Raw genomic sequence first — 12,770 nt, forward strand, 5'->3', positions numbered from 1 at the left:
ATGATGGAAGCAACTACGCAAACGCTGGATATGTCGACGATACTTTTGTCGGCCTACGAGCTTGCAGATATGATTAAATATTCCGCGGATACGTCGGATTACTTATATTGGAAGGAACGCAAGGAGAAGGATCCGGAGGTACAGCGGCTGACGATCGAGTTTAATAAGAAGCGCCAGCTGTTTGAGGAATGCGAGCGCTTCGGACACTTTCACCCGAACTACCATGAGGCGTTGGATCAAGTGAGGTCCATTGAGGCACAGCTGGAACAGGTGGAGGCTTACCGTAATTTCAAAGCCGCGGAAGAGCGACTTGACAGTCTCCTGTACGAGGTATCGGAAACGATCGCCCGCTCCGTATCGGACACCATCAAGGTGCCAAGCAACGATCCGCTGCACGCATCCGGAGGAGGCTGCTCCACAGGCGGATCCTGCAGCGGAAAGTGCGGATAAGCTTTTACTCCTTGGGCGTATGGAGCCGGAAAACCGGTTCTATGCGCCCAACCTCTTCTCCCCGGTGGTTGCGCACGGCCGGACGATGGAATTCGGCCAGCTCCGAGAGCTCTTCGCCGGTAAGCAGGCCCAGCTGGGCAAGCGCCTCTGTAATGGCGGGATATAGTGCGCGAGGATGACCGTCCTCGATTTTTACGGCAATTCCCAAGCCGCGCTCAGGGACTGTGGCGGCGTAGACCGCCTCCGCCCCCATCTTTCCGATAATCCGCCCGTGAGTTGCCTTGGCCAGCAAGGTGTCGTACCGTTCGCTGCCTGCTACATAGAATGGCGCCGTCTGCATAGCGGTCAGAAGAGTCCGGCAAGCAGACGCACGTTCGGGCGAGAGATGCTGCGGGTCGCCGAGACGGGCATAGGCATAAGCCAATGCGGATAGGGGCATGGCAAATACGGGAACACCGCAGCCATCCGTCCCGATCTGAATGTCCTGCACAGCCATTCCGCTCATTTCGGATACGGTTTGCAGCATCTTTTGCTGGACAGGATGATCAAGTGATGTATACTGTTGTATAGAAGCGCCTATTGCCGTGGAAAGAGCGAGCATACCGGCGTGCTTGCCGGAGCAGTTATTGTGCAGCGGCGTCGGCTCACTGGCTTGCCTTTTCAATGCATCGGCAGCCGGCTTGTAGAAAGGCTCGTGGATGCCGCATTGTAGAGCGCTTACATCGAGAGAGAGCTGCTGAAGTATGGATAACGCCGCGGCGGTATGCTCATCTTCCCCGTTATGGGAAGCGCATAACAGCGCGGTTTGCTCTGCACTCAGTCCGAGCCGATGCCAAGCATCGGATTCAACCAAGGGAATGGCTTGCAGGGGCTTCGCCGTGGAGCGGATGAACCCGTAATAGTCAGGATTGCCTGTAAAGGCCTGAAGCTCCCCGTGGATATCGACAACGGCAATGTGACCTCTGTGCAGACTTTCCGTCAGCGGGCCCCGGGTGACGGTAACAACAATATCGGATTGCAGCTCTTGCATATAGAATCGATCCTCTCCTAGGGGGTTACGAAAGAAGGTGTCATGCTTTATGTTTACGGAACGAAGCGGGATTATCGTATGGGTTAGCGATGTGAAGGCCGCGGCCAAGCAGCTTGAAAAATACGGGAACGTGCACTTTATTTCCAAGCGAATGCAGTATGCAGCCATGTATGTCCACGCAAGCCGCCTGGAGGAGACCTTCAAGCAGCTGCAGAAGCTTCCTTTTGTGAAGAAGGTGGAGCGCTCCTACCGCAATGAAATCAAAACCGAGTATAACAGTAATATGCCAGATAAAACAAGATTCTACACATTGTGAATCTAGCATGAGCCGCAGAGGCTCAATAACTAGGTTATGCTTGATAAAAGGCTTCCGTTCGCGGAGGCTTTTTTTTGCTTTCTTCCCGGTTTTGCATTATAAAGTTTTTTTAAGTTGATTCTTCCTGCATAAGCAGTAAAATGAGAATGAAGATGTGGTTGTATATAGGCAACAAGAATCATTTTTCTGGTTATAAAGGGGTAATCACGGTGAACGATAAGGTGATCGGTTGCACGAATGACAGCGAATCGGAAGACCTGATTTTTGGCGGCAAGAAGATCATCGAATTAGTTATTACCCATCATGCCCGGATTCGCTGGTGCGACCGGATTGAGAAGAATGAGGCATCCCGGCCGGATATTGCAGGCTTTGTATGGGACAAGCTGAAATCGGGAGCCGTTCGTTCCTACTACCGTAATGAGGAGGACGTCTACCTGATCGATGAGGATTTGGTAATGGTGGCCGAGTTCACTGCGGTGGAAGGGGCAGCTGTACATAACGGGAAGCCTTCCTATCGGATGATCGTCGTGACGTTTCTTGGCCGCATGTCGGAGACGATGGAGCTTCGGGATTTGCGTTCTTATTATTCATGGCTTCGGCACTCCCGCCGCATGACCCTTCTGAAGAATGGACGCAAACGAAAATAAAAGGGGAAATACGTGCGAAAAAGCTTGCTGACCCCGGCAAGCTTTTCTTTTTTTTGATATACTTAGGAGTGACCCGCAAAAGTTAGACGGACGGAGGCCGCTTCATGGCGCTAAATTTTCATCAACTTCATATTTTTTATACGGTAGCGGAGAAAGGGAGCTTTTCTCATGCCGCACAGGCGCTCCATATGACCCAGCCTGCGGTTACGATGCAGGTGCAGTCGCTGGAGGAATATTTCGGGACGAAGCTGTTCCTGCGCTCGACGAAGAAGATCGAGCTTACGGAGGCCGGACGTACGCTGCTGCCTTTTGCCAAGCGCAGCATTGACCTGATGAAGGAAACGGACGTCAGCATGTCCAAGTTCACGCATATGCTGGAAGGACGACTTCATTTGGGCGCCAGCTTGACGGTAGGCGAATATATTTTACCCCGCTTGCTCGGGCCGTTTAGTCAGGAATATCCGAATATTTCAGTTAGCATGAAGGTCATCAATACGAAGCAGATTTTGGAGGAAATGCTGAATCATCAGCTCACCTTCGGACTGGTGGAGGCCGAAGTGCATCATCCCGATGTCCATACGGAAGCGCTGCTGAGCGATGAGCTGAAGCTGATCGTTCCGGCCGGGCACCCGCTGGCCGAGTGGGAGGAAGTGCCGGTTGAAGAAATGCTCAAATATCCATTCGTTCTGCGGGAGCAAGGCTCCGGCACGCGCCGGGTGATGGAGGAGGAGCTGTCTCGGGTCGGCTGCGACGCCGGGGCGTTGAAGATCGTGATGGAGCTGGGGAGCACAGGGGCTGTGAAGTCTGCGGTGGAAGCGGGACTTGGCATCTCGATCCTGTCCCAGTCTTCGGTGAAGCATGAATCGGCATTAGGGGTACTGCAGGTGAAGCAGCTGGAGCAGGTGCGTTTCAAAAGAAGCTTTCACGCCATCTATTTGAATTCGACGATATTGCCGATTTCCGCCGTAACCTTCATGACCTTTTTGAGGGAAAGGGATTTGAGTCAATGGCTGTAATTTTTACTTAATCTGCAGGAAGCGTTCATTCTGCGTTAATATAAGCCGTTTATATTTAAGGAAAGGTTGTGCTGAGGAAGTGTCGAGAGCAGACCTGCATACGCATACTACCGCATCAGACGGTACGGGGACACCCGAGGAGAATGTCAGATTAGCCGCCGAGGCCGGGCTGAAGGCTGTGGCCATCACGGATCACGATACCGTCGGCGGCATTGAGGAAGCGCTGGAGGCCGGTCAGCGGTATGGCGTCCAGGTGGTGCCTGGAGTGGAGATCAGCACGGTCCGTCATGGTAAGGACATTCACGTCCTTGGCTACTGGCTACGGCATCAGGACCCCCAGCTGCTTCAGCGGCTGGCTGAGCTGCGGGAAGTGCGGGACCGCCGCAATGACATGATCCTGCAAAGGCTGGCCGAGCTTGGAATTTCTGTTACGATGCAGGACGTGCTCGATTCGCTGAAGACCGTGAAAAAGCAGGATGAAACGATCGGGAGACCGCACATTGCGGAAGCTCTTGTCCGAAAAGGCTATGTCAGCTCCATGCAGGAAGCGTTTGACCGGTATTTGGCTAGCGGTGCGGCGGCTTATGTGAATCCGCCCCGGATCGATCCCGCTACGGGAATAGCTTGGATACTGGAGGCGGGAGGCGTGCCGGTACTTGCGCATCCGGGCTTGTACGGGCAGGATGAGCTGATCGGAGAGCTTGCGGCTGTTGGACTTGTCGGTGTGGAGGCTTTCCATTCCGATCATTCCCCGGAACAGGAGCGGCATTATGAGCAGCTTGCCGCCCGTCACGGCTTGCTCGTCACTGCGGGCTCGGACTATCACGGGAGCCGAAACGGCGTGGTTTTCCATGCTCCGATCGGGGCGAGAACGGTCGATGTACGGGTCGTGCAGCAATTATATGAGTGCAGGGGAGTACAGGAATGAGAATACGTAAGGCGATTATTCCGGCCGCAGGTCTCGGAACGCGTTTCCTGCCGGCGACCAAGGCGCAGCCCAAGGAAATGCTTCCGATCGTCGACAAACCGGCGATTCAGTACATCATAGAGGAGGCCATCGCCTCCGGCATCGAAGACATCATGATTGTCACCGGACGGAATAAGCGTGCTATCGAGGACCATTTTGACAAGTCGGTCGAGCTCGAGATGATGCTGGAGGAGAAGGGCCAAAAGGAGCTGCTGGACATCGTCCGCAGCGTCTCCAGTTTGGCTGACGTGCATTACATACGACAGAAGCAGCCGCTGGGTCTTGGACATGCGGTCCTGTGCGCACGGAAATTTATCGGGAATGAGCCGTTTGCCGTTCTGCTGGGGGACGATATTATTCAATCGGATCCGCCCTGCCTGCAGCAGATGATGGACCTCTACGACAAAACGCAAACCTCTGTCATTGCCGTACAGGAAATCGAGTGGGAAGACGTGGATAAATACGGGATCGTCTCTCCGTGCTTCCCGTCGGCCAACGGCTGCAGCTTCGTGGAGGATTTAGTAGAGAAGCCTGCGAGGGAAGAGGCTCCCTCAAACCTGGCGGTAATCGGAAGATACATCATTGAACCTGACATCTTCGGCATTTTGGAGAGCTGCACACCCGGCCGAGGCGGAGAAATTCAGTTAACCGACGCGCTGCGTATCCTTAACAGAGCCCGGAGAATGGCGATTTATTCGCTTCAGGGGAAACGTTACGACACAGGGGATAAGCTCGGTTACATGCAGGCAAGCATTGAATTCGCTTTACAGCGGCCCGGCCTTGGGGATGATCTCAAGAGTTATTTGCAGGAGCTTGTGGCAAGGATGGACTCATAAACATCAGTACGGTTGGAGGGGCCATGCGGGAGACATTGGCAGTGATCGGCACCGGTTATGTAGGTTTAGTATCCGGCACCTGTTTTGCTGAGGTTGGGAATCAGGTCACATGCGTCGATATCGATGAGTACAAAATTAAGCGATTACAGCAAGCGGAGATCCCGATTTACGAGCCTGGATTAGAGGAACTGGTCCGGCGCAATCTGGGCGAGGGACGCCTTCGGTTCACAACGGACCTTGAGGGGGCCGTAGAGCAGGCGGAGCTGGTCTTTATCGCGGTCGGCACGCCTTCCCTGCCTGACGGGGGTGTGGATATGGGGCAGGTGAAAGCAGCCGCCCTGCGCATCGCGCCGCTGCTCGGTCGAGATAAACTCATCGTCATCAAAAGCACGGTTCCGGTCGGCACGGCGCGCATGCTGGAGTCGCTTCTAAGGCAGCATGCTCCGCAGCATGCGAGCTTTGAGGTCGTATCGAATCCTGAATTTTTGCGGGAGGGCTCGGCCGTCAGGGATACGTTCCATATGGACCGAGTCGTGATAGGCTCGGCAAGGCAAAAGGCGGCGGACCGAATCGCCAAGCTTCACGAGCCATTTGCAGCGCCGGTGCTGATCACCGACAGGGAAAGTGCAGAGCTGATCAAATATGCATCGAATGCTTTCCTGGCAGCCAAGATCTCCTTTATCAACGAAATGGCGAATCTGTGTGACAAGGTCGGGGCCAATGTGGAATCCGTTGCGGAGGGGATGGGGATGGATCACCGGATCGGCCCGCATTTTCTCCAAGCAGGCATAGGCTACGGCGGTTCCTGCTTCCCGAAGGATACACAAGCCCAGCTTCGCATAGCTGAGAACGTCGATTACGATTTTAAAATATTGCGGTCGGTCATCGAGGTGAACCGACTGCAGAGAGAGCTTTTCGCCAAAAGAATCATCGAAGCTTTAGATACACCGAAAGGAAGCACCTTAGCGATACTCGGTTTGTCCTTCAAACCGAATACCGATGATGTGAGGGATGCACCGGCTTTGGACATTATACGGATTCTAGTAGAGCAGGGAGTCCATGTGCATGCCTACGATCCCGTTGCTTTGGTTCCGGCGGCCTCTCGGCTCGGTCATCAGGGCATAAGCTACTTTACAGACCCTTATGAGGCGGTGGCGGGAGCCGATGCGGCAGCCGTCATGACAGAATGGCAGCAAATAAAGCGGCTGGATCTCCAGCGGCTGCACATGCTCATGAATCGGCCTATCCTGCTGGACGGACGCAATTGCTTCTCTCCTGCAGCCATGGCGCAGCTCGGCTTCGAATACATCTCGATCGGCCGTCCCTCCATTTAGTAATAAAGCCCGGAAGAGCTTCCCCTTTCAGGAAGCCCGTTCGGGCTTTATTTCATTTCCTTAAGCTGTCGAAGCAGATCGCGCAGCTCATTGACCTTCTCGGTAATGATATCGGAGTAGGGGGTTCTGCCAAGCTCGATAAAATCCGCCCGAAGAATGATCATCAGATCATCGATCGTCTCCAGCGCACTGGCAGCATCGATATGAAGCTTGGCCTGTTTCCTGCCGGCTTCCGGAGAGAGCTGCGTTACTTTATTAGGGGAAGGAGCTTCCTTTTGAAGACCTTCACGCAGTTGCTCCATCGACTGCTGAAGAGCGTGAATTCGGCTTTGTTGCCGGATTGCCACCACGTGTCCGGTTTCCTTGTCTTCCCAACACTGATATAATTCATACAGAGCAGGGAGGTTGTCGGTAGATAGAAGATTGATTTCAACCCGCGTGTCCTGCAGCGGCTTGACGAGCTGCGTTAGCTTGGTAAGCGATTCTTCATCCACTATATCATGCAAGTACACGGCGGCGGGAAACTGGGAATCCGCTATCGCAGAACGGTTCAAAATTCGAAGGCTGCCGTCGATCTGAAAGTAAGGTACCGGTAAACAGGAAGCTGCTGCAATGGACATGGTATGAATCACCCCAGTGACTGCTTGGAATTGACGTGCAACTTGCCTTGCTGCTCTCGCATCCATTGCTGAAGCTCAAGCAGGTCCGTAATAAAGACGGTTCGCTTGGAGCCATGGGACGGCAAATCATATTTGCCGACAAGCCGTCCGCCTACTAGAACCGTGGGCTTATGATGAAGCTGCTCGAAGGCGCGAATGTAGTCCGCTAATTTGGGCAAAGGGTATACCATGCTTACGGATAAGCCAACGACATCGGGCTTCCAAGAGAGAGCGCTGATGAGCGCGTATTCCAGCGGCAGATTCGGGCCGTAGAAGCGGGTGCTCCAGCCGCACTCCTGAAAGAAGGACGATACCATCTTCAAGCCCAGATAATGCTGCTCCCCCTCCATGCAGAGAAACATCGCTTTCTTGCGCGAGGAAGTGTCTGCAGGCTGCAGCTCCGAATATTGGGTGATGAGCCGGTCGCAGACCGCCGAGGCCAAATGCTCGTCCGCCACGGAGATGGCGTTATGCTCCCATAGCTGACCGATATATCGCATGGCGTCAGTCAATAATTTGTCATATATATAGAGGCTGTTCCTTTTCGCCGTGAACTGCTTTTGTATGATTTCCCAGGATTTCGAATAATCACCTGAAAGCATCGTTTCTGCCAGTTGCTCCGTTTCAAAATTCATCTGTCTCCACCTTTCTGCTTTGGAACGGGTCAAGTCAGCTTTTCTCATTCTATAGCAAACGGCAACGGATTCATAGTGGCGACTAAGCAATACCATATCTTCCTGCATTCCTTTCTTTTGATATCGCTCTACTCTTTGCTATAATTAATAGAATTATCTACAATAGGGCGATATTGCCCCTAAAGTGAGGACAAACCTATGAACGAGCAAGTAAGCGCAATAGCGAGGCCGAAACTGCCTCATTCCGAAGGGTTTATCGTAGGGATTGGAGCATCGGCCGGCGGACTGGAAGCGCTGCAGCTCTTCTTTGATCATATGCCAGCGGACAGCGGCCTGTCTTTTGTCATCGTCCAGCATTTATCCCCTAATTATAAAAGCTTCATGGCCGAGCTTCTGGCCAAGCATACATCGATGGAAATTTTTGTAGCCGAGCACAATATGGAAGTCAAACCGAATTCGGTTTATTTGATTCCGCCGAAGAAAGACATGCGGATAAAAGACCGCGTGCTTCAGGTAACCGACCATATGCCTTCCACCGGCTTGAAGCTGCCGATTGATATGTTTCTGGCCTCGCTCGCCTCTGATGTCGGTAAATTGGCCGTCGGCGTCATTTTGTCCGGAACAGGCAGTGACGGCACCCGCGGTGTAGAAGCGATCAAGGGGCATAACGGTCTGGTCATAGTCCAAGATGAGATTTCGGCTAAGTTCGACGGGATGCCCAATAGCGCAAGACATACCGGCATTGTGGATCATGTCGCAGAGCCTTCCGAAATGGCCAAAATTTTGCTGGATTACATTGTCGAGTTTCATGAAATGCACGTTGAAGAGGATCCGGATAGCGGGACGCTGCTCAATGATAGCGATGAGGAAATCGTACAAAGCATTTTCGGTCTGCTGAGACAATCCAGCGGCATTGATTTTACCTATTATAAACAAAATAGCATCGTAAGAAGAATTGACCGCAGAATGGGTCTATTAAGTATTTCTTCCATTCAAGATTACTACCAATTGCTTTCGGGCGATCCGCAGGAGCTGTCCGCTCTGGGGAAAGACTTGCTGATCGGAGTAACGGAGTTTTTTCGCGATACTCAAGCGTTCGACATCGTTGCCAAGAGCGTGCTCCCTGTCATATTTGAAAGCAAGCGGCAGGAGAAGCAGATTCGTGTGTGGGTGGCGGGCTGTTCTACCGGCGAAGAAGCCTATTCCTTGGCTATCTTGTTTCAGCAGTACATGGAGAAGCTGGAAACTCCTTACCAGGTGAAAATATTTGCAACAGACCTGGACAAGGATTCGATCGATTTTGCCGGACAAGGAATATATCCGGAGCAAAGTGTAAGGACAATTTCGTCACGTCTTCTGAGGGATTATTTTGTGAAAAACGGCGACATGTACCAGGTGAGCAAGGAAATCCGCAAGATGGTTGTCTTCGCCCCCCATAACATTACGAAGGATCCTCCGTTCAGCAACCTGGACTTGATTACATGCCGAAACATGCTCATATATTTGCAGCCGGAGATGCAGCGCAAGGTGCTCTCGCTGTTCCATTTTGCACTTAACCCGAACGGCTTTATGTTCCTGGGGCCGAGTGAGACAATCGGGCGGCTTACGAATATGTTTGCGCCGTTTGACCGCAAATGGAACATTTTTCAACAGAAAAATTTTCAGATGAACATCGCCAGTGCGGACTTGGACATGAACGACAACTTGAACGTGACTCGTATGAACCATCTTGCCAGGAGAGGGTATTCTCAATTGAAAGAAACACAAAACCTCAAAAAATCGGATGATTTATATGCGGCCTTTGTAGACGAGCATATGCCGCCTTGCATGGTAATTGATGAAAATAATGATGTGATTCATTTAAGCGGCAACGTGAATCCTTATTTGGTGCTTGCGCGCGGCAAGCCGAGCTGGAACATTTATAAGATGGTGGAGGCCCACTTGGCGGTTGCTATCGTAACGGCGATCCAGCGGGTGCGCAAGGAAAAGAAGGTAATCCACTATAAGGACATCAAGGCTAATCAGGGGGAGCAATCATCGTATTTGAACCTGGTTGTCAAGCCGTTTACCTTGCGCAACAAAAAGTTCGACAAGCTCGTATTGGTGCAGTTTGAGGAGGCGGACAGGCCGATTTCAGAGCTGCCGGTGAAGATCGTCGATTCGTTCGATATCGAAAATAACGTAAATCAGCGTATTGTCGAGCTGGAGCAGGAGCTGCAAAGAGCGGAGGAATCCTTGCAAGCTACGATAGAGGAGCTGGAGACCTCGAATGAGGAGCTTCAAGCGACCAATGAAGAGCTTGTAGCGGCCAACGAGGAGCTTATGAGCACGAACGAGGAGCTGCAGTCCGTCAATGAAGAGCTCGTGACGGTGAACACCGAATACCAGTTCAAGATTCAAGAGCTGACGGACCTCAATAATGATATGGACAACTTTCTCGTCAGCACGAAAATCGGGACGATCTTCTTGGATAAGGACATGTGCATTCGCAGATTCACGCCCGCCATCACGAGGGAAATCAATCTTCTTGATGTGGACTATGGACGGCCGATCGCACATATCTCGCATAACTTTCATTACGACGGCATTGTTAATGACGCGAAGAAGGTGCTGAAGACACTGGTGCCGCTGGAGCGCGAAATCCAAAGCCACAGCGGAAATTGGTACAGTATGCGGGTGCTGCCCTACCGGACCAGCGATAATTTCATCAAGGGGATCGTCGTTACCTTTGTGGATATTACGGAGCTGAAGGGCGCGAATCAAGAGCTTCTGAAGCTGTCGTACGCCATCGAGCAAAGCCCGTCGATCATTGTGATCGCCGATGTGAACGGTAAGGTCGAATATGTCAACCCGATGTATTCGGAGATTACGGAGCTGTCCTCTACGGAGACCGTCGGCCGGCATGTGATGGAGCTGAATTACTGGGACAACTCATCAGTCAGGTTCCATGATATATGGGAAATCGTTACGTCAGGCCGAGAGTGGAAGGGTGAGCTTGAGAGCCGGCGAAAGAACGGGCAGCCTTATTGGGAGGCGGTAAAGCTGCTGCCGATCAAGGATAAGCACGGCCAGGTCATCCACTATCTGAAGATAGCGGAGGATATCACGGAACGGAAAACGACGGAGGAGCTGCTTCGCAAGTCGGAAATGCTCTCTGCGGTAGGGCAGCTTGCCGCGGGGATCGCCCACGAGATTCGCAATCCGCTGACGGCGCTGAAAGGCTTTACGAAGCTGCTGGGCTCCGGGGTTCATAACGAGAGCTATATTTCGATTATGTCCAGCGAGCTGGAGCGCATTGAGGAAATCGTCAGCGAGCTGCTTGTGCTGGCGAAGCCGCAAGCGGTCGATTATTTGCCGAAGGACATTTCCGGACTTTTGCATGACGTGGTCATGCTTCTGGAAACGCAAGCGATCATAAATAAAGTCGAGATTGTTACCGAGCTGGATGGAAAGCTTCCGCTGGTCAGCTGCGTGGAGAATCAGCTGAAGCAGGTATTTATTAATATTTTGAAAAATGCGGTCGAGTCCATGCCTAACGGAGGCAAGATCATCGTGAGGGCGAAGCGGACGGAGGACCGCCGCATTAAAGTCAGCGTGATTGATGAAGGCTGCGGCATACCGGAGCGAAAGATCGCCAAGCTTGGAGAACCGTTTTACACAACCAAGAATCGGGGGACGGGTCTCGGGCTGATGGTAAGCTATAAGATTATCGAAAATCACCAAGGGACGATCTATATTTCGAGCCAAGAGGGCGTCGGTACGAACGTGGATATTTTCCTGCCGGCGGTCATCTAATCGGCCCTCTTCTTGTATAAGGTTTGTAAATAGTTTATAATGAGGTCAGCTTGCCGTTTCGGGGGTACATCCGGATGACACAAAGACTATTTACAATTAAAGAGGCCGCTCTGCGCACGGGCCTGTCTACTCAGCTGATCCGTAAATGGGAGGAGCGTTACGATGCCGTAACGCCCTCCCGTTTTCCTAACGGCTATCGCGGGTATACGAAGCAGGATATGGAGACGCTGCTCTGGCTGAAGAGTAAGGTCGACGAGGGCGTGCCCATCGGTTTGGCTGTGCAGGAACGGAAGCAGCAGCTGGAGGAAGGGGAGCAAACAGGATCGACGACTCCTGAGGAGGAGGGTACCGCCTCCTTCCACGTAGAAGGATCGCCCGGTGAGGCGAAAGACTACCGGGAGAAGCTGATCTCGCTGTTTCTCCGGTTGGATCAGTCCGGCTCGCAGCGGTTCTTTGATCAGCTGCTGGCGCTTCACCATATGGACTTTGTGCTGCTGCAGGTGCTGGCTCCTGCGCTGGTCGAAATCGGGGAGCGATGGGAACGGGGGGAAATATCCGAATATCAGGAGCATTTCGGCAGTCATTTCGTAAGGGAGAGGCTGCTTGCCCTAAGGAACCTATACCATCGTGCAACGGATACGCCGCTCGTTGTGACCGCCTGCTCACCTAAGGAGCGCCATGAGCTGGGCGTTTTATTCTTCGGCTATTTTGCGCTTCAGCAGGGCTTTCAGATTGTGTATTTGGGGGCGGCTCCTTCGGAGAAGGGCATCTTCGATTGTTTGGAACAGCTCAAGCCGGCCGCCTTCGCCTTCGGCTCCTCCTCATCCGAGCTATTGAAGGAGGCCATCCCCTTTTACATGGAGCTTGACCGGCGCATACAACAGCTGGAGCTCGCTACGAAGGTATTCATCGGCGGCAGGGCGATCGATCGGGATGAACTGCTGACCGGTACCGAGGCTATTCATTTGGTAGCCGGGGATGCCCAAGAAACCGTACAGAAAATCAAGAAGCTGATTGTTTAGCATAAAAAAGATCGCTCCTCGCGGATCCGGGAAGATTTGCCTTCTCCGGCCACGGGGAGCGAT

Annotated in this window: 12 protein-coding genes; 9 read left to right on the forward strand and 3 right to left on the reverse strand. The window is 52.6% G+C overall.

Going from position 1 to position 12,770, the window contains the following annotated elements; all coding sequences use genetic code 11:
• Positions 1-450 carry a YlbF/YmcA family competence regulator gene (locus tag RAC89_RS22430; protein WP_306615846.1) on the forward strand — a complete coding sequence of 150 codons (450 nt, stop codon included), beginning with the start codon at positions 1-3 and terminating at the stop codon, positions 448-450.
• A 4-nt stretch (positions 451-454) separates the two neighbouring features.
• On the opposite strand, the gene RAC89_RS22435 is transcribed toward RAC89_RS22430, so the two are convergent.
• Positions 455-1,480: an asparaginase gene (locus tag RAC89_RS22435; RefSeq protein WP_306615847.1), complete on the reverse strand. Its 1,026-nt coding sequence runs from the start codon at positions 1,478-1,480 to the stop codon at positions 455-457.
• 49 nt (positions 1,481-1,529) lie between these two features.
• Here RAC89_RS22435 and RAC89_RS22440 point away from each other — a divergent pair, with 49 nt between their 5' ends.
• The 6 genes from RAC89_RS22440 to RAC89_RS22465 all read left to right on the forward strand — a co-directional run bounded on the left by RAC89_RS22440 (position 1,530) and on the right by RAC89_RS22465 (position 6,596).
• The gene (locus RAC89_RS22440) at positions 1,530-1,796 is read left to right on the forward strand and encodes a YlbG family protein (protein ID WP_284638910.1); all 267 of its coding nucleotides are present in this window, start codon (positions 1,530-1,532) and stop codon (positions 1,794-1,796) included.
• A gap of 209 nt (positions 1,797-2,005) precedes the next feature.
• Positions 2,006-2,443 carry a hypothetical protein gene (locus RAC89_RS22445; RefSeq protein ID WP_306615848.1) on the forward strand — a complete coding sequence of 146 codons (438 nt, stop codon included), beginning with the start codon at positions 2,006-2,008 and terminating at the stop codon, positions 2,441-2,443.
• A gap of 104 nt (positions 2,444-2,547) precedes the next feature.
• On the forward strand, positions 2,548-3,459 hold the full coding sequence (locus tag RAC89_RS22450) for a selenium metabolism-associated LysR family transcriptional regulator (protein WP_306615849.1): 912 nt from the start codon (positions 2,548-2,550) through the stop codon (positions 3,457-3,459).
• 79 nt (positions 3,460-3,538) lie between these two features.
• Entirely contained in the window at positions 3,539-4,387 is an 849-nt protein-coding gene (locus RAC89_RS22455; RefSeq protein ID WP_306615850.1) for a PHP domain-containing protein, read from the forward strand.
• The gene (gene galU / locus RAC89_RS22460; protein WP_306615851.1) at positions 4,384-5,262 is read left to right on the forward strand and encodes a UTP--glucose-1-phosphate uridylyltransferase GalU; all 879 of its coding nucleotides are present in this window, start codon (positions 4,384-4,386) and stop codon (positions 5,260-5,262) included. The genes RAC89_RS22455 and galU overlap by 4 nt, the downstream gene beginning before the upstream one ends.
• Before the next feature lie 23 nt (positions 5,263-5,285).
• Entirely contained in the window at positions 5,286-6,596 is a 1,311-nt protein-coding gene (locus RAC89_RS22465; protein WP_306615852.1) for a UDP-glucose dehydrogenase family protein, read from the forward strand.
• 47 nt (positions 6,597-6,643) lie between these two features.
• Here RAC89_RS22465 and RAC89_RS22470 read toward each other — a convergent pair whose 3' ends face one another.
• Both RAC89_RS22470 and RAC89_RS22475 read right to left on the reverse strand, forming a co-directional pair.
• Positions 6,644-7,216 (reverse strand): hypothetical protein, encoded by a 573-nt coding sequence (locus RAC89_RS22470; protein WP_306615853.1) that lies wholly within the window; start codon positions 7,214-7,216, stop codon positions 6,644-6,646.
• A gap of 8 nt (positions 7,217-7,224) precedes the next feature.
• A complete protein-coding gene (locus RAC89_RS22475; RefSeq protein ID WP_306615854.1) occupies positions 7,225-7,890 on the reverse strand; it encodes a cobalamin B12-binding domain-containing protein in 666 nt (221 codons plus the stop codon).
• Positions 7,891-8,088: 198 nt separating this feature from the next.
• On the opposite strand from RAC89_RS22475, the gene RAC89_RS22480 reads away from it, so the two are divergent.
• A complete protein-coding gene (locus RAC89_RS22480; protein WP_306615855.1) occupies positions 8,089-11,685 on the forward strand; it encodes a CheR family methyltransferase in 3,597 nt (1,198 codons plus the stop codon).
• A 74-nt stretch (positions 11,686-11,759) separates the two neighbouring features.
• Complete coding sequence (locus RAC89_RS22485) at positions 11,760-12,707, forward strand: MerR family transcriptional regulator (protein WP_306615856.1); 948 nt, start codon at positions 11,760-11,762, stop codon at positions 12,705-12,707.
• Positions 12,708-12,770: the final 63 nt, after the last annotated feature.

The sequence above is a fragment of the Paenibacillus sp. GD4 genome, from assembly GCF_030846225.1.
GTDB lineage: Bacteria > Bacillota > Bacilli > Paenibacillales > NBRC-103111 > Paenibacillus_G > Paenibacillus_G silviterrae.